The organism is Burkholderia sp. AW33-5 (genome assembly GCF_053427615.1).
Genome location: NZ_JBSAXA010000001.1, coordinates 465,923 through 484,788 on the forward strand (window position 1 = coordinate 465,923; position 18,866 = coordinate 484,788).

An 18,866-nucleotide genomic window follows, 5' to 3' on the forward strand; every position below is an offset into this window, starting at 1 on the left:
TCGAGGAGGAGCGGACGATGCGCAACATGATGAAAGCGATCGTACTGGCTGCGTGCCTGACGGCGACGGCCGCAACGGCGGCCGGCTGGCCGGAGCGCGCGCTGTCGCATGCGCCGGAACACGACGTCGGCCGCCGCGCGAGCGAACGGATGCGCTGCGAGTTCGCGGCGGTGCCGGCGGGCGAGTGGAGCGCGACGTTCACGCGCGGGCAATGCGAAGTCGGGAACGGGCGGCTCACGTTCCTGCCCGCCGAGGCGGGCGCCGCGCCGGCGCCGCTCGCCGAGCAGCGGATCGTGCTTCGCGAGGTCCGTACCGCGTCGCATCAGTCGCGCAAATTGAAGGAGCAACTGCAACTGACCACGCGCGACGAAGTGATCGCGCTGAACGTGCTGACCGACGACGGCAGCCGCAAGTCGCGCGAGCATGCGATCGACCTGTGGGCCGCATTGCGCAACGAGGGCGTGACGCCCGTCAACGGCACACGCATCGTCGAGACGTATCCGACCGCTGCGACGACGTGGTGATGCTCGCGTTTCAGCCGGCCTTCACCGAACCTTCGATCAGGAAGAACACGATGAAGCCGATGAAATGCCGGATGACGCACGACGGTTTCGCGCCGGGCGTCGCTCCGGCATCAAGCGGGGATTGAACACCTTGAAGCGGGCGTGTGCACGCCTGCGCCAGGTCACACTTGCGCGAGCGCCTGGTCGAGATCGGCGAGGAGGTCGTCGATGTGCTCGATGCCGATCGACAGCCGCACCGTTTCCTCCTTCACGCCGGCCTTCGCGAGTTCGGCCGGCGACAGTTGGCGGTGCGTCGTCGAGGCCGGATGCGTCGCGAGCGATTTGGTGTCGCCGATGTTGACGAGCCGCGTGAACAGCTTCAGCGCGTCCTGGAACTTCGCGCCGCCGTCGCGGCCGCCCTTCACGCCGAACGTCAGGATGCCGGGCGCGCGGCCCGACAGGTAGCGCGCGACGAGCGGATGATCCGGGTGATCGGGCAGCCCGGCGTAGTTCACCCACTCGACGTGTTCGTGGCGCGCGAGATGCTGCGCGATTTTCAGCGCGTTGTCGCTGATGCGCTCGACGCGCAGCGCGAGCGTCTCGATGCCCTGCAGGATCTGGAACGCGTTGAACGGCGAGATCGCCGCGCCCATGTTGCGCAGCGGCACGACCCGCGCGCGCCCGATATAGGCGGCCGGCCCGAACGCTTCGGTGTACACGACGCCGTGATAGCTGACGTCGGGTTCGTTGAGCCGCTTGAAGCGGTCCGCGTGCTGCGCCCAGGCGAACTTGCCCGAATCGACGATCGCGCCGCCGAGGCTCGTGCCGTGGCCGCCGAGATACTTCGTCAGCGAATGCACGACGATATCCGCGCCGTGTTCGAACGGGCGCAGCAGATACGGCGACGGCACCGTGTTGTCGACGATCAGCGGGATCCCGTGACGATGCGCGACTTCCGCGAGCGCGGCGATGTCGGTCACGTTGCCGAGCGGGTTGCCGACCGATTCCGCGAAGATCGCCTTCGTGCGTGCGTCGATCAGCGGCTCGAACGATGCCGGGTCGCGCGGATCGGCGAAGCGCGTCGTGATGCCGTATTGCGGCAGCGTATGCGCGAACAGGTTGTAGGTGCCGCCGTACAGCGAACTGGCGGACACGATGTTGTCGCCGGCTTCGGCGATCGTCTGGATCGCGTACGTGACGGCCGCCTGGCCCGACGCCAGCGCGAGCGCGCCGATGCCGCCCTCGAGCGCGGCGATCCGCTGCTCGAGCACGTCCGTCGTCGGGTTCATGATTCGCGTGTAGATGTTGCCCTGGACCTTCAGGTCGAACAGGTCCGCGCCGTGCTGCGTGTCGTCGAATGCGTACGCAACGGTCTGGTAGATCGGCACCGCGACCGCGCGCGTGGTCGGGTCGGGACGATAGCCGCCGTGCACGGCGATGGTTTCGAGTCGCCAGTTCGAAGTGGCCTGATCGGTCATGGGTGCTCCGTCTGTTGTTGTCGTGGTCGAGCGATTATAGGAGCAGGTGCGCGGCCGCCTTTAGAACGAATGGTTGGTTGCTTATGCGGCCGCCGCGCTTGCGGCGAGCGACGCGGCCGGGCTGCCCGCGATCAACGTCGCGGCGAACCAGGGCAAGCTGCTGCAACTGCTGGCGACGATTCGCGGCGCACGGCGCATCCTCGAAGTCGGCACGCTCGGCGGCTGGGACGGGTTTTCGATCTCGATCGTCGGCGCGTGACGCGCGCCGCGCTATCCTTTCACGCACACCACCTGACGCAGCGTGTGCACCACTTCGACGAGGCTGCGCTGCGCCGCCATCACCGCGTCGATGTCCTTGTAGGCCATCGGGATCTCGTCGATGACACCCGCGTCTTTCCGGCATTCGACGCCGCGCGTCGCGCTCACCTGGTCGTCGACCGTGAAGCGGCGCTTCGCCTCGGTTCGGCTCATCGAGCGTCCGGCGCCGTGGCTGCACGAACAGAAACTCTCCGGATTGCCGAGCCCGCGCACGATGAAGCTCTTCGCGCCCATCGAGCCCGGAATGATCCCGAGCTGCCCTTTCTGCGCGGACACCGCGCCCTTGCGGGTCACGAGCACGTCCTCGCCGAAGTGGCGTTCGCGCTGCACGTAGTTGTGGTGGCAGTTCACCGCGTGCTCGTCGAGCGCGAACGGTTTCGCGATCACGCCGCGCGCCGCGCCGATCACCGCGTCCATCATCGCCTGCCGGTTGCGGCGTGCATAGTCCTGTGCCCAGCCGACCGCCTCGACGTAATCGTCGAAGTGGCGGCTGCCCTCGGTGAAATACGCCAGATTGCGATCCGGCAGGTTCGCGATGTGCTGCCGCATGTCGGCCTGCGCGAGCTCGATGAACACGCTGCCGATCGCGTTGCCGACGCCGCGCGAGCCGCTGTGCAGCATGAACCACACGCGTCCGGCCTCGTCGATGCACACCTCGATGAAATGGTTGCCCGTGCCGAGCGTACCCAGATGCGCACGGTGGTTCGTCTTCTCCAGCTTCGGATACTTGTCGACGATCCGCTGAAAGCCCGGCAGCAGCGACTTCCACGATTCGGTCACGGCGGGCGGCGTGCGATCGCCCCATGCTCCGGGATCGCGGCGCCCCGGCACGCGGCCGTGCGGCACCGCGCGTTCGATCGCGCCGCGCAGCCCGCCGAGCGAGTCCGGCAGGTCCGCTGCCGTGAGCGTCGTGCGCGCCGCCATCATCCCGCAGCCGATATCGACGCCGACCGCGGCCGGAATGATCGCGCCTTTCGTCGGAATCACGCTGCCGATCGTCGAGCCCTTGCCGAGGTGGACGTCCGGCATCACCGCGACGTGCCTGAAGATGAACGGCATCTGCGCGGTGTTGCGCAACTGCGCGCGCGCATCGTCCTCGACCGCGACGCCTTGCGTCCACATCTTCACCGGTTTGCCGTTCGACAATTCCATCACCTGGAATTCGTCGCTACCCATTTGCCTCACCCTTCATTCCACTATTCGCGTCCGGCGCGGCATTCAACCGCTCACGCGTGGCAGATCGCGATGATCTCCGCGCTGGCCGCGTCGTCGAACGGCGCGCCGTGCCAGTCGCCGCACCATTCCGCCGACGTGAACCCGGCCGCCGCCACGCGCGCCCGCAGGTCGGGCTGCGCGATGAAGCGCAGCCGGCTCGCGTTCTTCATCCGCGTATTGTCGCGCTGAAAGTGGTAGACCGTGTCGAACGACACGATCGGGCCCTCGACCGCGGTTACCGCATGGTGCAGCTCGACGCTGCCGAACCCGGGCGAATCGATGCGGGACGCGGATGACTGCGGCGTCCAGCCACGCCACGGCTCGACACGCGGGTTGCGGGTGTCGAACAGGAAGCGGCCGCCGTCGGCCAGCACGCGCCGCACGCCGTGCAGCGTCGCGTCGATGTCCGCGTCGGTCAGCAGGCACTGGAACGCGTGTCCGGTCATCACGACGGCATCGAACGGCGCGCCGGGCGGCAGGCCGCCGAGATCGCACGCGAGCCAGCCGACCGCGCCGGCGCCGGGCTGGCGTCGCGCATGGTCGATCATCGCGGGCGCGGGATCGATCGCGACGACGTCGTGCCCGGCCGCCGCGAGCCGGCGCGCGAACGTGCCGGTGCCGCAGCCGAGATCGAGAATCCGTTGCCGCGTGGCGCCGATGCGCGATGCGTAGAACGCGAAGTCGCGATCGCCTGCGTTGAACTGGTCGTAGACCGCGACGAGGCGCGGGTCGGTATAGAGGATTTCGCCGGCGGTTGCCGCGTCGGACGTCATGCGAAACGCGCGCGTCAGCGGTGCTGGACCGCGACGCGCAGCCCGAGCGCGATGAAGATCGAACCGATGATCTTCCCCTGCCAGCGCGTGAGCCACGCAAGCCGCTTCACGAGGCGGCCGAGCGGGCGGATCGAGCACGCGATCAGCGTCGTGTAGAGCGAGCTGAGCACGACGAAGATCAGCCCGAGCACCGCGAACTGCACGAACGTCGAGCCGCGTTCCGGATGCACGAATTGCGGCATGAACGCGAGGAAGAACAGTGCGGTCTTCGGGTTCAGCACTTCGGCGGGGATCGCCTGCAGGTATGCCTTCAGCGGCGTGACGGGCGACACTTTCGGCAGCGACGGATCGGACGGCCTGTCGAGCAGCGCGCGCACGCCGAGGTAGATCAGGTACGCGGCGCCGACCAGCTTCACGACGTTGAACGCGAGCGCCGACGTCATCAGCAGCGCCGACAGCCCGACCGCCGCGAACAGCGTGTGCACGAAGTCGCCGCTCGCGACGCCGAGCCCGGTCAGGATGCCGGTCTTGCGGCCGCCCTGCACGGTGCGGCTCAGCACGAGCAGCACGGCGGGGCCGGGAATCAGGAACAGACCCAGGACGACGGCGGTGAAGGTGGTCAGCGTGGTCAGGTCGAACATGGCGGCTCCGGCAAGGTTGGCGCAGCGGCGGGGGATGACGCGGCGGCGCGAATGTTCCGATCATTCACTGCTCGATTCGCCAGAATATCAGCGTTTCGGGCATCGATGCTTGCTCCGGTCGCCGCCCGTCATCCGTCACCCGCCCGGCTCCCCCGCCAGAAAATCCACGAACGCCCGTATCTGGCGCCGACGCGGCCGCGGGATCGCGATGATCAATTCGATCGGCAACTTGCGCGGTTTCATCGGGTCGTTCGCGATCGGCTGGCTCATGCATGTGACGGGTGGGTATGCCGCAAGGCTTTACGTGGTGGCGGGCACGCTCGGTTGCTGAGTCGCAAGGGTGCGCGCGAGCACGCCGTGTCGGGAGGTGACAGCATCGTTGAAGGCAGGACTTGCCGGACGCAGCGGTCGAAGGTTCCGCTATGCGCCCGATGCGCGGACGTTTTGCACGATCTCCAACGCACATGCATCGGCCGACGCCTTCGACGTATCGATCACGCAATCGCTGAACGCACGTGCCGCATAGCCTTCCCGATACATCTCGGCGATACGTTGCCGCTCCCAGTCCGTCAGCGCCCGCGTGCCGCGATCCGACGACGCGATCGCCTCCGGTGGCGCGAGCGTCACGACGAACAGCCGCGCATCGCGTGCATCGCAGGCCGCGCGCAGGCGTTCGAATTCCGCCTCGCCGATCGGGTAAGCGGTCACCAGGTGGCGTTCATTGGCCTGCGCGACCTGCGTGACGAGACGCGTCAGCGCGATCGCCCACTGCACGTCGAACGGGGCGTCCCCGGGCGCGTCGTGATCGTCGCCGTCGATGAAGCGTGCATCGGGCAGCAGGCGTGCGAGTGCGCGACCGATCGTCGTCTTGCCGCTGTTGATCGGGCCGTTCAGGTGAATGACGATGAGGGAGGTCATGAGCCGAGTCTGAATTCGAACGACTCTCAGCTTGCCATGAACGCAGCAGCGTTGCAGCGCCGTTGGCGGGCGACGCGAACGTGATGCGATAGCGGGAAATGCAGGAAGGGGAGAGGCGGAAGGGAAACGGCATGCCGCGCATGCGACGACGCATACGCGGCTTGCCCCGCCGGGGCGCGTATCGGCTACGCGCCCGGCGTCGAACGAGGCGGCTTACTCGCCGCTGTCGCTCTTGATCTGCGGCAGCGCCGAAGCCTCACCCGGCGTCAGCAGGCCGACTTGCGAATACACGCGCAGCTTGTCGCGCGTATCGGTGATGTCGAGGTTGCGCATCGTCAGCTGGCCGATCCGGTCGCGCGGCGAGAACGTCGATGCCACCTTCTCCATCGACAGGCGTTCCGGCTGATACGTGAGGTTCGGCGACTTCGTGCTCAGGATCGAGTAGTCGTTGCCGCGGCGCAGTTCGATCTTCACTTCGCCGGTGATCGCGCGCGCGACCCAGCGCTGTGCCGTTTCGCGCAGCATGATCGCCTGCGGGTCGAACCAGCGGCCCTGATACAGCAGGCGGCCAAGACGGCGGCCGTTCTCGCGGTACTGCTCGATCGTGTCTTCGTTGTGGATGCCGGTGACGAGACGCTCGTACGCGATGTACAGCAGCGCGAGGCCCGGGGCTTCATAGATGCCGCGGCTCTTCGCCTCGATGATGCGGTTCTCGATCTGGTCGCTCATGCCGAGGCCGTGGCGGCCGCCGATGCGGTTCGCCTCGAGCAGCAGCTCGACCTGGTCCTTGAACTCGACGCCGTTCAGCGCGACCGGCTGGCCCGCTTCGAAGCGCACCGTCACTTCCTCGGCGGCGATCTTCACGTCGTCGCGCCAGAACGCGACGCCCATGATCGGGTTCACGATCTTGATGCCGCTTTCGAGGCTTTCCAGATCCTTCGCCTCGTGCGTCGCGCCGAGCAGGTTCGAGTCCGTCGAATACGCCTTCTCGGCCGACATCTTGTATGCGAAGCCGGCCTGGTTCATGAACTCGGACATTTCGGCACGGCCGCCGAGTTCGTCGATGAACGTCTGGTCGAGCCACGGCTTGTAGATCTTCAGATCCGGGTTCACGAGCAGGCCGTAGCGGTAGAAGCGCTCGATGTCGTTGCCCTTGTACGTGCTGCCGTCGCCCCAGATGTTGACGCCGTCTTCCTTCATCGCGGCGACGAGCATCGTGCCCGTCACGGCGCGGCCGATCGGCGTCGTGTTGAAATACGTGACGCCGGCCGTCGTGATGTGGAACGCGCCGCTTTGCAGCGCGGCGATGCCTTCGGCGACGAGCTGCGCGCGGCAGTCGATCAGGCGGGCGCCGGCTGCGCCGTATTCGATCGCGCGTTTCGGGATCGCGTCGTAATCGTCTTCGTCGGGCTGGCCGAGGTTCGCCGTATATGCGTACGGGACGGCGCCCTTCAGTTTCATCCAGTGCAGCGCGGCGCTGGTGTCCAGGCCGCCGGAGAAGGCGATACCGACCTTCTGGCCGGTCGGGAGGCTTTCGAGAATCGTGCTCATAGGAATTACCGTGGATTGAAGCCGGTGGGATCGTATTTCGCGGAATATGCGAGTATCGGCTGTCCGGGAAGTTGGGGCAAGACCTGATTTTCGCGCCAATACGTCGTCGGGCCTGTCGCGGCGGGCCCGGCGGGCGGTTAACCGGCCGGAGAATCCGGCGGGAACCGGCCGCGGGCGGCTGTCGAAACCGGCGGAAACGCGGCGGCGCGCAGGCCCGGTTTCCGGGGCCGGATCGGCCGACCGGCACGGTCGCCGTCGACAGGATGCCGGTCCGTCTTCATGAAAGATATTTGAAAGTATTGCCGGCGTTTCCCGCCATCCGCCGGTCTTCAGATATTCCACGCCTGCGCGGTATCGAGCAGTTTCTCGCGCAACTGATCCACTTCGCCGGCCAGCTTGGCCGTGATCGACACGTAGCCCGACAACTGCGGCGGAGGCAGGTCGTGCGGCGGCTCGGCCGGCCGGCGGCGAGCCGCGAGCCGGCTCGGCGTGCCGAACTTGAGCGCGCGGCTCGCGCCGACGAGCGTATCGCGGATGCGCCGGTTCACGGCCTTCATGTCGTTGCGCATGTATTCGCGGGCAGCCAGGTCGTCGCGGGCCGGCACCATGCTCGACAGGATTTCCAGGTAGCCGATGCACAGGCGCAGGCTGCGCTGGATCGCCTCGAGGTGCGTGACCGAGATCTCGCATTCCTTCGACACCGACGGCATCAGCGAACGCAGCTGCACCAGCAGCGCGCTCAGCGCGGCCATTTCCTTCAGGTGCGCGTCGTCGCTCACGTGGCGGTCGCCCGCGAGGCGCGTATGCACGGCCGCGCACGCGCGCAGCGCGTCGGCGAGCTTGTAGCGCCACGAGTAGGTCGCGTAGAGCGGCAGCGCGAACGAGAACGCCAGCGCGATCGCGATGCCGGCCAGCACGTTCACCGCGCGCCACAGGCCGTCGACGATCTCGTTGTCGCCGTGCCCGGCGACGATCACCATCGTGATCGCCGACAGCAGCGCGATGTAGCCGGCCTTGCCGATCGCGTGATAGGCGCAGACCCCGCACGCGATCGCCATCAGCAGGTAGATCGCGAGCGGCGCGTGCAGGACGGAGTAGAGCAGGATCAGCCCGAGCCCCGCGAGCGCGCCGATCGACGTGCCGAGCGCGCGCTCGGCCGCCTTCTTGCGGATGTTGCCGTGGTGCTGCAGCCCGCCGACGACGATCAGCACGGTGATCGTCGACCATTCGCCGTGCGGCACGCGCAGCCCGGTGGACAACGCGATCGACACGAGGATCGCGAGCGCGACGCGCGCCGCATGGATCAGCTTCGCGTGCCGGTAGCGGCGGTAAGGGTCCAGCAGGGGACGGAGGGCGTGGCGCAGGAGCGGCGGCAGTCGGGCAGGGAGCTGGGCGGTCATGACGGTGCGGGGGTGGCCGGCGGGGTGGCCGGAATACGCGCGGGCGGCCAGCGCGGGCCGGCGCCGCGCCGCACGCGCAGCTGACGTAACGCTAGCCGAACGCGCGCGGGCTGTCCACGGCGGCGCGGCGCGGGTGCCCCGGCGGCGGCGTCACGCGTCGGCCGTGCTTGCCTCGGCGTGCGACACGCGATTGCGTCCGCCGGACTTCGCGCGGTACAGCGCCTCGTCGGCCTGCCGCAGCAGCGTCGCGGCGTTGACGCGCCCGCCGGTAGCGGTCGCGGCGCCGATGCTCGCCGTCACGTGCCCGTACGGGCTGCGGTCGTGCGCGATGTCGAGCCCGGCGATCGCGCGGCGGATCCCTTCGGCGACGGTCGCCGCGCCCCGCGCATCGGTGTCGGGCAGCGTGACGACGAATTCCTCGCCGCCGTAGCGCGCGACGTGGTCGCTGTCGCGGCGCAGGCAGCGCGACGCCGATTGCGCGACGCGGCGCAGCACGTCGTCGCCGGCGAGGTGGCCGTAATAGTCGTTGAACGCCTTGAAATGATCGACGTCGACGAACAGCACCGACAGCGGGCGGCCGCTGCGCGACGCGCGCTGCGCTTCCTTCGCGAGCACCGTGTCGAACGTGCCGCGGTTGTCGAGCCCGGTCAGTGAATCGGTGTGCGCGAGCCGGTACAGCTTTGACTCGGCGATCTGCCGGCGCCTGAGTTCGCGCGACAGCGCGAGCGAGCCCCACGCGATGAACACGGTAAACAGGCCCATCAGCACGGCGGTCCAGATCGTGCGATGGCGCCACGACGCGTAGATGTCGATCTCGGCGGGCGCGACGTCGACGATCAGCGGCAGATTCGCGAGATGCTTGTAAACATAGATGCGCCGCACGCCGTCGATCGCGCCGACGCCGGTCAGCGCGCCTTCGCTCCTGCGCTGCGCCTCGATGAAGAGCGGGGAGTCGTGAAGGTCGAGGCCGACCACGCGCGCATCGAACGGCAGGCGGGATACGAGCACGCCGTTGTCCTCGACGATCGCCGCGCTGCCGTGCTTGCCGACCGCGAGACCGTCGAGCAGCGCGCGGAAGTAGTCGATGCTGAGCGTGCCGACGACGATCCCGCCGAAGCGGCCGTCGGCCAGCGTGATCCGTCGGCTGAGCGCGATCGTCAGCGCACCGCCGCGCAGGCGGGACGCATAGGGCCGGCTGATGTAGAGGCCCTGCGCGAGCCGGTCGCGATGCACGGCGAAATATTCGCGGTCGGCGAAATTGCCTTGCCGCGGCGGCGATGCGGCCGAATCGATCACGATATTGCCGTGCGGATCCATCACGAAAATGGCGCCGAGATACGCGCCGCTCGCAGCGCGGTCGAACAGCAGCCGGTGACGCTGGTGCGGCGGCAATGCCATCAGTTCCGGATCGGCGAGGCCGTCGACGACGTTTTGCAGCGACAGATCATACAGTTCGATATTGCGGGAAATATCGCGCTCGATCAGCAGCATCAGGTTGCGCGCATTTTCGACCGCATGGTCGTATGCGTCGTGGCGTGCCTCGATTAAAAGCGACGTCGAGAGCCCCCAGCTGAACAGCAGCAGCACGATGCCCGCGACGAGCACGCCGCGGGGCGACAGAATGCGTGCCACGGCCGACGCGGTATGACCGCGCAGCGCAGCGAGCGGCGTGTGTGGCTTCATCCTAGGGAGCGGGGGGCGGAAATTTGCGTCGTCGACGATTCCGCGCACTGATTAATTCGCATTAATCGGGATTATCTCGCGAATTCCCGAATTTCGTCGCGCGATGCAAAACATGCATGCATCGTTCACGATTTGGAACGATTACATGTCATTACCGTGAACCAGGTGCCCAAACTGATTTGAATCAATTCACGGGTGGCCGATATTTTGTCTGATTATTGGCGATGAATGCCGTTCGATTTGTCGGTTTAATACAGGATCCGACGATTGCGCAGGCGCAATTACGCATTGCACGGTGCGCCATCGCGGATGGCCACCGAATGGCGCGACCTGTGCCGCGCCACCCGCGGCCGTGCCGTCGTCTCGTCGCCGCGCCGCATCCAACTTGTTGATTCTGCTGCGTCTGCATGCGGCGGCGGGGCGGCCGGCGCTCAGCTGTCCGGGCGGCGAATCAGGTAGAATCCGCGCTTCGCCGCAGGCGCCCGGCGCGCAACGCGTATCGGGGCCGCATCGAATGCAACGCCGCAGGCGGCGCGCCGCGCCCCGATTCCGCATGCGCCGGCTCCGGATGCCGGCCCGCTCAACGTTCGTCTCGTTTATGTCCGCACTTCCGAATTCCGACCAACCCGGTTCGTCCGCGAACCCACCCAAGCTTCATCGCGCGCTGAAGGCGCGCCATCTGACGATGATCGCCATCGGCGGCTCGATCGGCACGGGCCTGTTCGTCGCGTCCGGCGCGTCGATCTCGCAGGCCGGCCCCGGCGGCGCGATGGTCGCGTACATGCTGATCGGCCTGATGGTCTACTTCCTGATGACGAGCCTCGGCGAAATGGCCGCGTTCATGCCGGTGTCGGGCTCGTTCGCGACCTACGGCGCGAAATACGTCGACGAAGGCTTCGGCTTCGCGCTCGGCTGGAACTACTGGTACAACTGGGCCGTGACGATCGCGGTCGAACTCGTCGCCGCGCAGCTCGTGATGCACTACTGGTTCCCGGACGTGCCGGGCGTCTGGTGGAGCGCCGCGTTCCTCGGCGTGATGTTCCTGCTCAACGCGCTGACCGTGCGCGGCTTCGGCGAAGCCGAATACTGGTTCGCGCTGATCAAGGTCGTCACCGTGGTCGCGTTCATCGGCGTCGGCCTGCTGATGATCTTCGGCATTCTGAAAGGCGCGCCGGGCAACGGCTGGGGCAACCTGACGATCGGCGACGCGCCGTTCGCGGGCGGCCTGCCGGCGCTGATGGGCGTCGCGATGATCGCGGGCTTCTCGTTCCAGGGCACCGAGCTGATCGGCGTCGCGGCCGGCGAATCGGAGAACCCGCGCACGACGATCCCGCGCGCGGTGCGTCAGGTGTTCTGGCGGATCCTGCTGTTCTACGTGCTGGCGATCTTCGTGATCGGCGTGCTGATTCCCTATACCGATCCGAACCTGCTGAAGAGCGACGTGACCGACATCGGCGTGAGCCCGTTTACGCTCGTATTCCGCCACGCGGGCCTCGCGTTCGCGGCCGGCGTGATGAACGCGGTGATCCTGACGGCCGTGCTGTCGGCCGGCAACTCGGGCATGTACGCGTCGACGCGGATGCTCTACAACCTCGCGACGGAAGGCCGCGCGCCGAAGCTGTTCGCGAAGCTGTCGCCGGGCGGCGTGCCGCGCAATGCGCTGTATGCGACGACCGCCGTCGGCGCGCTGTGCTTCTTCACGTCGCTGTACGGCGACAAGACGGTGTACCTGTGGCTGCTGAACACGTCGGGGATGACGGGTTTCATCGCGTGGCTCGGCATCGCGATCAGCCACTACCGGTTCCGCAAGGGCTACGTGACGCAAGGCTACGCGCTCGACCAGCTGCCGTACCAGTCGAAGTGGTTTCCGTTCGGTCCGCTGTTTGCATTCGTCCTGTGTCTCGTGATCGCGCTCGGCCAGGACTATCAGGCGTTCCTCGCGAACCGGATCGACTGGGCGGGCGTGGCCGCGACCTACGTCGGCATTCCGCTGTTCCTCGTCGTGTGGCTCGGCTACCGGTTCCTGAACAAGAGCCGCTTCGTGCGCTACGAGGACATGGAGATCGCACCGTGGGTCGCCGCGAACCGCGGCGCGCAGCTGCAGCGCGTGGAGAACCGCGAAACCGTGGGCTGATGCCGGCGCGGCATGCGGCCGCGCGATGGCGCAACGAAACGGGAAGCCGCGCGCTTCCCGTTTTTTTTGTCCGCTTTTCCCTGCACGGGGTCAAAGCCGGTTATATTGCCCGACCCTACCGGGCCACGGCCCGGCCGGCGCGACGAGCGCGGCGCGGATCGGGCATCCGGCGCGCGCCTGTCGCGGCGGCCGGCGGCGCCCGGCGTTTTCATCGCTCCGCCGCGGCCGGCACGGCCTGCGGAGCGCGCAACCCAGAGGAATCCATGAGCGCATCACCCGCCGAGCGGAAGGCCGGACCCGTTTCCATCGTGCGAATCGAAGCCGCGATCAACGCGTGGCGCGAAGTGTATCCGCCGGCGCCGGACGGCGAGGACGGCTACGCGCTCGACGCCGGCAGCAACTGCCTGGCCGAGCTGTACGGCGCGATGATCTGCTATCGGCTGCCGGACGTGCCGCTCGACTCGCTGAGCGACGCGCAGCGCGATGCGCTGTACGCGACCGAGGCGTGACGCGCGGTCGAGACGCCGCCGCGACGCGGCGTCGATGAAGCAACGGGAAGCCTGACGGCTTCCCGTTTTGCTTTGCGCGGTGCCGGACGCCGGGGCGGCGCCGCGCTGCTCGCGCCGGTATCGGCGCGGGCTGAGGTATCGTCATGGCATCGGGATCAGGCGATCACGGGACGACCGGCGCGGCACGCATGCGCGCGGGGCCGAATGAACGTCCGTTGCCGGTCCGGGAGGGATCGAACATGGAGTTGAGACACCTCCGCTACTTCGTCGCGGTTGCCGAGGAGCGGAATTTCACGCGCGCGGCCGAGCGCCTGCACATCGCGCAGCCGCCGCTCAGCCGGCAGATCCAGCAGCTCGAGGAGGCGCTCGGCGTGCCGCTGTTCGAGCGCAACGCGCGGCCGCTGAAGCTGACCGACGCGGGGCGGTTCTTCTATTCGCACGCGGTGCAGCTGCTCGCGCAGACCACCGAACTCGAATCGATGACGAAGCGCGTCGGCAAGATCGAGCGCAGCATGTCGGTCGGGTTCGTCGGCTCGACGCTGTACGGGATGTTGCCGAAGATCATCCGGCGCTTTCGCAGCGAATATCCGGCCGTCGAGCTGAGCCTGCACGAGATGTCGACGATGGACCAGATCAAGGCGCTGAAGGAAGGGCGCATCGACGTCGGGTTCGGGCGCATCCGTCACGAGGACCCGAGCGTGCGGCGCGTCGTGCTGCGCGAGGAGCGGATGATCGTCGCGCTGCCGGTCGGTCACGTGCTCGACGGCGCGAAGCCCGTGCTGTCGCTGCACGATCTCGTGAACGACACGCTGATCATCTTCCCGAAGGCGCCGCGGCCGAGCTACGCGGACCAGGTGCTCGCCGCCTTTCACGATCGCGCGTTGCAGCCGCGCAAGATCTACGAGACGCGCGAACTGCAGATCGCGCTCGGACTCGTCGCGATGGGCGAGGGCGTGTCGGTCGTGCCGCACAGCGTGTACGGCCTGAAGCGCGACGACATCAGCTACAAGCCGCTCGACGATCCGAACCTCGTGTCGCCGATCATCATGAGCATGCGGATGCTCGACGAATCGGAGGACATCCGCGCGATGCAGGCGCTGATCTACCGGCTGTACGACGAGTCGCAGATGGAGTATCTGCCGCCGCAGCCCGAATGAGCGTGCGGGCGGTGGGGGCTTGCTTGACGCCGCGCGCGTCGCCGGGCCACCATCGTCGGCATTCGATGCGGCCCGCCCGCGTGCGGCCGCCTTCATGCAGACGACGACACACATGACTGACATCGTGACCGAGGAGACCTGGGTCGAGACGCCGCAAGGGCGGCTCTTCGCGAAGCGCTGGCGCTGTGAGCCCGCGCAGGCACCGGCCGCGCCTGCGCCGGCCGCGCCGATCGTGCTGCTGCACGATTCGCTCGGCTGCGTCGAGCTTTGGCGCGACTTCCCCGCGCAACTCGCGCGCGCCACGCGGCGCGACGTGATCGCATATGACCGGCTGGGCTTCGGCCGGTCCGATCGTCATCCGGGGCAACTCGGCATGACGTTCGTGCGCGACGAGGCCGACCACGGATTCCATGCGCTGCTCGAGCGGTTCCGCATCGATGCGTTCGTGGCGTTCGGGCACAGCGTCGGCGGCGGGATGGCCGTCGGATGCGCGGCCGCGTATCCGGCGCGTTGCCGCGCACTGGTGACGGTCTCCGCGCAGGCGTTCGTCGAGGATCGCACGCGCGACGGCATTCGCGAGGCGGCGCAGCAGTTCGACGCGCCCGGCCAGCTCGACCGGCTCGCGCGTTATCACGGCGACAAGGCTGAATGGGTGCTGCGTGCGTGGGTCGATACGTGGCTGTCGCCGGCGTTTCGCGACTGGTGTCTCGACGACGACCTGCCGCGCGTGCGTTGCGCGACGCTCGCGATTCACGGCGAGCAGGACGAATACGGGTCCGACGTGCATCCGAAACGGATCGCCGCGCGCGTCGCGGGGCCGTCGTCGTTCCTGCTGCTCGATCGATGCGGACACATGCCGCATCGCGAGCGGACCGACGACGTTCTCGCGGCCGTGGCGACGTTCCTGCGCGACGCGCTCGCCTGAACGCCAGCGCGCCGGCGTGCGATGCGACCGGCGGGCCGGGCCCGCCGGGGCTCAGAACGACAGCTGGATTGCGAGGTCGATCGCGAGAATCGCGATCGAGCAGCCGATGCCGAGAACCACGTTCGGCAGCCGGTGTTCGAAGTCGCGATTGTCGCGGCGCATCGCGGCACCGAGCAGGAAGATCGCCTCGACGACGATCTGCAGTCCGACGAACAGCAGCATCAGCAGATATTCGTAACCCATCTGCTTGTACGCGGCGAATTGCATCCCGTGATCGCGGATCCATTGGCCGACGCGCAGCAATTCGTAGACGAACAGCAAGGCGGGAAACAGGTAGCTGATGAAATACGTCGGCGCGGTGGCGTGCCGTAGTTCGAGGTGGAAGTGCTGATGCGTGGTAGCCATCAAGAAGCCCTCCTTGCAACGCATGATTGCGGTCGCGACGGCGGCGCGACGACGTGCGGACTAAGGGATTGCCCGAGGCATCGTGCGCGGTCGTACGGCACCAGCATACTGCTGCGCGGGAAATTTGGCATCCCGTCCGTGCGATCGTTGTAAAAACCCCTCCGCATCATGCGATGCGCTCAACGGCCGTCGCGCGCGGTGCGCGTTCGACGCGGACGCACGTTCCTGACCGGGCGTCGCCTGCGCGGCCGCTCACGCTTTCGCGTGCGCGCCTTCGACGAACAGCTTCGCGACCGACCGGAATTCCCGCTTCAGCGACAACCCGGGCACCGTCAGCCAGCGCAGCATCGCCGCGAGATAGAGGTGATGAAACCACGTGGCGAGCTGGTCGGCCGCCAGCGCGGGGTTCAGTTCGCCCGCCTGCTGTCCGGCCGCGATCAGTTGCTGCCACACGAGCGCGATGTCGCCGCCGCCGTCCTTCCCGCTGTCCGCTTCCACCACGCCGATGCTCAGGAACCGATGCCGCAGGTATGCGAGCAGATACACCGGATGCTGCTCGCACCATGCGGCCGACGCGTCGAGCACGCAGGCGATCCGCGACGCAAAGGTCCGCCGTCGCGCGACGTCACGCTGCAGGTGCGCGAGGTCGCGCGCGAGTTCGCCTTCGAGCCAGTGCGCGAGCACGGCCTCCTTCGTCGGAAAGTGGTTGTACAGCGTACGTTTCGCGACATCGGCCTGCGCGGCGATCTGTTCCATCGTCACGGCATCGTAGCCGTGCGCATCGAACAGGCGTGCGCCGGTGTCGGCGAGATGCGCGAGCATCTGGATGCGCTTGCGTGCGCGGCGGCCCGGATCGTCGGTCGTCGTCGGCATGGTTCGGTATCGACTTAAAGTGCACGAATTGCATTAGTATACGACGTGCATTTTTATGAATCCACTCGCCTGCATCGTGCAGGAGGAACCACGCATGAAGCTCGTCATCGCCACCTACGGCACCGAAGGCGACACGCGCCCGCTCGCGGCGCTCGGCCGCGCGCTGCTGGATGCCGGCCATGAGGTCCGGTTGCTGGCCGACGCCGCGACGCTCGGTTCGGCCGCCGCGCTCGGCGTGCCTTGCGCGCCGCTGTCCGGCGACATCCGCGCGGCGATCGCGCCGGATGGCGCGTTGTCCGACGCGGTGCGCGGGCGCGGCGGTTTCAACGACACGTCGAAGGCGCTCGCCGCGATCGCGAATGCGAATACGGCGGCGTGGATGCGCGAAGTCGCGGCCGCGTCGGCCGGTTGCGATGCGATCCTGGTGTCGGGGCTGGCGTCGTTCGTCGGGCTGTCGATCGCCGAGTATCGCGGCGTGCCGGCAATCGGCACGGGGATGATCCCGATCACGCCGACCGCGGCGTTCGCGTCGCCGTTTCTGCCGCCCGGCAAGGTGCCGCGCTGGCTGAATCGCGCGAGCCACAGGTTCGTGAACGCGCTGCTGTGGCATGCGTTCAGGAAGGCGACCAATGCGGCGCGCGCCAGCGTGTGCGGACTGCCGCCGCGCCGGCGCGTATGGACCGATCATCCGATGCTGTACGGCGTGTCGCCCGCGCTGCTGGCCGATCCGGCCGACTGGCCGTCGCATGTGCTGGCATGCGGTCAGTGGCGCGTCGACGCGCCGGCGTGGACGCCGCCGCCCGCGCTGTCGAGCTTCCTCGACGCGGGCGATCGACCCGTGTATATCGGCTTCGGCAGCATGGCCGGGTTCGACCGGGCCGCGATGGTCGATGCGCTGCTGCAGGCGCTCGACGGCCGGCGCGCGCTGTTCCATCCGGGCTGGAGCGGCATCGATGCGTCGATGCTGCCGGCGCACGTGTGCGTGATCGGCGAGACGCCGCACGACTGGTTGTTTCCGCATGTATCGATGGCGATCCATCACGGCGGATCGGGTACCACGCATTCGGCCGCGCGGGCGGGGATTGCGTCGGTCGTCGTGCCGTTCGCGGGCGATCAGTTCTTCTGGGCGAGCCGGCTGCAACGCCTCGGCGTGGCCGATGGGCCGGTGGCGGGGCGCCGTGTGGACGCCGCGGCGCTCGCACGCGCGATCGCGTTCGCGGCACGCGCCGACACGCAAGCGCGTGCCGCCGAACTCGGTGCGCGGATCGCGAGGGAGGACGGGGTGCGGCTGGCGGTCGGCGCGATCGAGCGCTGGGGGCGCCCCGGCGTGCGCTGAACGCGTCCGCCCCGCGTCAGAAATGCCCGGTGAACCGGTAGCGGCTGCCCGGATGCCACAGATTGGCCACCGACGCGACCATCCCTTGCGACCACGTGCGCCGATGCAGCAGCAGGCACGGCTCGCGTTCGTCCGTCGTCAGGTGGCGGCGCGTTGCCGCGTCGGGCATCGCGGCCTCGATCCGGTATTCGACCCGCTGCAGCGGTGCGACGCGCGTCAGGTACTGGTTCGGCGTCGTCGTCGTGAAGTCCTGCAACGCATATTCGGGCGCGCAAGCCGGGTTGACCCAGCGCTCCTCGAGCTGCACGGGCGTGTCGTTCTCGAAGTGCAGCACGCGCGAATGGAAGATCGGGCTGCCGGTGTCGAGCTGCAGCTCGTCGGCGAGCTTCGCGTCGGCGACGGCCGCGCCGACCTCCAGCACCTGCGCACGATACGCATGGCCGCGCGCGGCGACTTCATCCGAGATGCTGCGGATCGCGACCAGCGTCGATTCGTATTTCGGCGACGCGACGTACGTACCCGAGCCGCGCGTGCGCGTGAGCACCTGTTCGGCCGTCAGCTCGCGCAGCGCGCGGTTGACCGTCATCCGCGCGACGTTGAATTCGCGCGCGAGCTCGTTCTCCGACGGCACCTGGTCGCCTTCCGCCCACTCGCCCGCATGAATGCGCGCGAGGATGAAGTCCTTGATTTCCTGATAGATCGGTGTGGTCATTGCATTGCTGTTCAAGAGACGGCGGCCGCGTGCCGTCGCAGGCCGGCCTTCGTGCGGTGTCCGGGCGGAGTGTACCGGGTTCGACGCGGTGCGGGCCCGACTGTGGGCCCGGGATTCGGGTAATTCCGGCCTGCGTCCGGCGCGCCGGTCGAGGGGGCCGCGAGGGCCATACGGACCTTGGTCGCCGCGTCGGCGAGCGCGACAGGCGAAAAAGTATAGACAAATGTGGGCGCGCCGACGACGGACGGAATCCGCACAGAAAGCTGGATTTCATCTGCATGTAATCTGTAGCGAATTGAAATATAAGGGAAATTCGCTCATGGAAACAATCAACC

The 18,866-nt window shown here is 67.8% G+C and carries 17 protein-coding genes and 2 pseudogenes; 8 read left to right on the plus strand and 11 right to left on the minus strand.

Going from position 1 to position 18,866, the window contains the following annotated elements:
- The first annotated feature begins 26 nt into the window (after nt 1–26).
- On the plus strand, nt 27–524 hold the full coding sequence (locus ACV22V_RS02170) for a hypothetical protein (protein ID WP_448012870.1): 498 nt from the start codon (nt 27–29) through the stop codon (nt 522–524).
- Nucleotides 525–685: 161 nt separating this feature from the next.
- Here the strand turns inward: ACV22V_RS02170 and ACV22V_RS02175 are convergent, their stop codons facing one another.
- Nucleotides 686–1,981: an O-acetylhomoserine aminocarboxypropyltransferase/cysteine synthase family protein gene (locus ACV22V_RS02175; protein ID WP_448012871.1), complete on the minus strand. Its 1,296-nt coding sequence runs from the start codon at nt 1,979–1,981 to the stop codon at nt 686–688.
- Between the two features lie 91 nt (nt 1,982–2,072).
- Between ACV22V_RS02175 and ACV22V_RS02180 the strand changes: the two are divergent.
- Nucleotides 2,073–2,207, plus strand: a pseudogene (locus tag ACV22V_RS02180) (methyltransferase); the annotation flags it as partial.
- Between the two features lie 44 nt (nt 2,208–2,251).
- Here ACV22V_RS02180 and ACV22V_RS02185 read toward each other — a convergent pair.
- The 3 genes from ACV22V_RS02185 to ACV22V_RS02195 are packed head-to-tail and all read right to left on the minus strand — an operon-like array spanning nt 2,252 to nt 4,928.
- Nucleotides 2,252–3,475 (minus strand): RtcB family protein, encoded by a 1,224-nt coding sequence (locus ACV22V_RS02185; protein ID WP_448012872.1) that lies wholly within the window; start codon nt 3,473–3,475, stop codon nt 2,252–2,254.
- A gap of 50 nt (nt 3,476–3,525) precedes the next feature.
- A complete protein-coding gene (locus ACV22V_RS02190) occupies nt 3,526–4,287 on the minus strand; it encodes a class I SAM-dependent methyltransferase (RefSeq protein ID WP_448012873.1) in 762 nt (253 codons plus the stop codon).
- Nucleotides 4,288–4,301: 14 nt separating this feature from the next.
- Nucleotides 4,302–4,928 carry a LysE family translocator gene (locus tag ACV22V_RS02195; RefSeq protein WP_448012874.1) on the minus strand — a complete coding sequence of 209 codons (627 nt, stop codon included), beginning with the start codon at nt 4,926–4,928 and terminating at the stop codon, nt 4,302–4,304.
- A 146-nt stretch (nt 4,929–5,074) separates the two neighbouring features.
- Here ACV22V_RS02195 and ACV22V_RS02200 point away from each other — a divergent pair.
- Nucleotides 5,075–5,291: pseudogene (locus ACV22V_RS02200) on the plus strand (MFS transporter); the annotation flags it as partial.
- 57 nt (nt 5,292–5,348) lie between these two features.
- Here the strand turns inward: ACV22V_RS02200 and ACV22V_RS02205 are convergent.
- The 4 genes from ACV22V_RS02205 to ACV22V_RS02220 form a co-directional block, all read right to left on the minus strand.
- Nucleotides 5,349–5,846, minus strand: a complete 498-nt coding sequence (locus ACV22V_RS02205) for a hypothetical protein (protein WP_059531843.1) — start codon at nt 5,844–5,846, stop codon at nt 5,349–5,351.
- A gap of 213 nt (nt 5,847–6,059) precedes the next feature.
- The gene (argG, locus tag ACV22V_RS02210; protein WP_059531840.1) at nt 6,060–7,397 is read right to left on the minus strand and encodes an argininosuccinate synthase; all 1,338 of its coding nucleotides are present in this window, start codon (nt 7,395–7,397) and stop codon (nt 6,060–6,062) included.
- Between the two features lie 329 nt (nt 7,398–7,726).
- Complete coding sequence (locus ACV22V_RS02215; RefSeq protein ID WP_448012875.1) at nt 7,727–8,797, minus strand: FUSC family protein; 1,071 nt, start codon at nt 8,795–8,797, stop codon at nt 7,727–7,729.
- A gap of 150 nt (nt 8,798–8,947) precedes the next feature.
- The gene (locus tag ACV22V_RS02220; protein WP_448012876.1) at nt 8,948–10,480 is read right to left on the minus strand and encodes a diguanylate cyclase; all 1,533 of its coding nucleotides are present in this window, start codon (nt 10,478–10,480) and stop codon (nt 8,948–8,950) included.
- Nucleotides 10,481–11,078: 598 nt separating this feature from the next.
- Here ACV22V_RS02220 and ACV22V_RS02225 point away from each other — a divergent pair.
- The 4 genes from ACV22V_RS02225 to ACV22V_RS02240 all read left to right on the plus strand — a co-directional run bounded on the left by ACV22V_RS02225 (nt 11,079) and on the right by ACV22V_RS02240 (nt 15,205).
- Nucleotides 11,079–12,614 (plus strand): amino acid permease, encoded by a 1,536-nt coding sequence (locus ACV22V_RS02225; protein ID WP_059531830.1) that lies wholly within the window; start codon nt 11,079–11,081, stop codon nt 12,612–12,614.
- A gap of 263 nt (nt 12,615–12,877) precedes the next feature.
- A complete protein-coding gene (locus ACV22V_RS02230) occupies nt 12,878–13,123 on the plus strand; it encodes a DUF3717 domain-containing protein (RefSeq protein ID WP_006761486.1) in 246 nt (81 codons plus the stop codon).
- A 239-nt stretch (nt 13,124–13,362) separates the two neighbouring features.
- Nucleotides 13,363–14,280, plus strand: coding sequence for a LysR family transcriptional regulator (locus ACV22V_RS02235; RefSeq protein ID WP_059448822.1), 918 nt, complete (start codon nt 13,363–13,365; stop codon nt 14,278–14,280).
- A 112-nt stretch (nt 14,281–14,392) separates the two neighbouring features.
- Complete coding sequence (locus ACV22V_RS02240) at nt 14,393–15,205, plus strand: alpha/beta fold hydrolase (RefSeq protein ID WP_448012877.1); 813 nt, start codon at nt 14,393–14,395, stop codon at nt 15,203–15,205.
- 51 nt (nt 15,206–15,256) lie between these two features.
- Here ACV22V_RS02240 and ACV22V_RS02245 read toward each other — a convergent pair whose 3' ends face one another.
- Entirely contained in the window at nt 15,257–15,610 is a 354-nt protein-coding gene (locus ACV22V_RS02245; RefSeq protein WP_059531827.1) for a hypothetical protein, read from the minus strand.
- 252 nt (nt 15,611–15,862) lie between these two features.
- Entirely contained in the window at nt 15,863–16,483 is a 621-nt protein-coding gene (locus tag ACV22V_RS02250) for a TetR/AcrR family transcriptional regulator (RefSeq protein WP_448012878.1), read from the minus strand.
- A 94-nt stretch (nt 16,484–16,577) separates the two neighbouring features.
- Between ACV22V_RS02250 and ACV22V_RS02255 the strand changes: the two genes are divergently transcribed.
- On the plus strand, nt 16,578–17,819 hold the full coding sequence (locus tag ACV22V_RS02255; RefSeq protein ID WP_448012879.1) for a glycosyltransferase: 1,242 nt from the start codon (nt 16,578–16,580) through the stop codon (nt 17,817–17,819).
- Between the two features lie 16 nt (nt 17,820–17,835).
- On the opposite strand, the gene hutC is transcribed toward ACV22V_RS02255, so the two are convergent.
- Nucleotides 17,836–18,531: a histidine utilization repressor gene (hutC, locus tag ACV22V_RS02260; protein WP_059466626.1), complete on the minus strand. Its 696-nt coding sequence runs from the start codon at nt 18,529–18,531 to the stop codon at nt 17,836–17,838.
- Between the last annotated feature and the right edge of the window lie 335 nt (nt 18,532–18,866).

What these genes read in the sequence shown, in the direction of transcription:
- ACV22V_RS02170 (WP_448012870.1), top strand. Translation starts at nt 27, where the DNA reads ATGATGAAAGCGATCGTACTGGCTGCGTGCCTGACGGCGACGGCCGCA.
- ACV22V_RS02175 (WP_448012871.1), bottom strand. Translation starts at nt 1,981, where the DNA reads ATGACCGATCAGGCCACTTCGAACTGGCGACTCGAAACCATCGCCGTG.
- ACV22V_RS02185 (WP_448012872.1), bottom strand. Translation starts at nt 3,475, where the DNA reads ATGGGTAGCGACGAATTCCAGGTGATGGAATTGTCGAACGGCAAACCG.
- ACV22V_RS02190 (WP_448012873.1), bottom strand. Translation starts at nt 4,287, where the DNA reads ATGACGTCCGACGCGGCAACCGCCGGCGAAATCCTCTATACCGACCCG.
- ACV22V_RS02195 (WP_448012874.1), bottom strand. Translation starts at nt 4,928, where the DNA reads ATGTTCGACCTGACCACGCTGACCACCTTCACCGCCGTCGTCCTGGGT.
- ACV22V_RS02205 (WP_059531843.1), bottom strand. Translation starts at nt 5,846, where the DNA reads ATGACCTCCCTCATCGTCATTCACCTGAACGGCCCGATCAACAGCGGC.
- argG (WP_059531840.1), bottom strand. Translation starts at nt 7,397, where the DNA reads ATGAGCACGATTCTCGAAAGCCTCCCGACCGGCCAGAAGGTCGGTATC.
- ACV22V_RS02215 (WP_448012875.1), bottom strand. Translation starts at nt 8,797, where the DNA reads ATGACCGCCCAGCTCCCTGCCCGACTGCCGCCGCTCCTGCGCCACGCC.
- ACV22V_RS02220 (WP_448012876.1), bottom strand. Translation starts at nt 10,480, where the DNA reads ATGAAGCCACACACGCCGCTCGCTGCGCTGCGCGGTCATACCGCGTCG.
- ACV22V_RS02225 (WP_059531830.1), top strand. Translation starts at nt 11,079, where the DNA reads ATGTCCGCACTTCCGAATTCCGACCAACCCGGTTCGTCCGCGAACCCA.
- ACV22V_RS02230 (WP_006761486.1), top strand. Translation starts at nt 12,878, where the DNA reads ATGAGCGCATCACCCGCCGAGCGGAAGGCCGGACCCGTTTCCATCGTG.
- ACV22V_RS02235 (WP_059448822.1), top strand. Translation starts at nt 13,363, where the DNA reads ATGGAGTTGAGACACCTCCGCTACTTCGTCGCGGTTGCCGAGGAGCGG.
- ACV22V_RS02240 (WP_448012877.1), top strand. Translation starts at nt 14,393, where the DNA reads ATGACTGACATCGTGACCGAGGAGACCTGGGTCGAGACGCCGCAAGGG.
- ACV22V_RS02245 (WP_059531827.1), bottom strand. Translation starts at nt 15,610, where the DNA reads ATGGCTACCACGCATCAGCACTTCCACCTCGAACTACGGCACGCCACC.
- ACV22V_RS02250 (WP_448012878.1), bottom strand. Translation starts at nt 16,483, where the DNA reads ATGCCGACGACGACCGACGATCCGGGCCGCCGCGCACGCAAGCGCATC.
- ACV22V_RS02255 (WP_448012879.1), top strand. Translation starts at nt 16,578, where the DNA reads ATGAAGCTCGTCATCGCCACCTACGGCACCGAAGGCGACACGCGCCCG.
- hutC (WP_059466626.1), bottom strand. Translation starts at nt 18,531, where the DNA reads ATGACCACACCGATCTATCAGGAAATCAAGGACTTCATCCTCGCGCGC.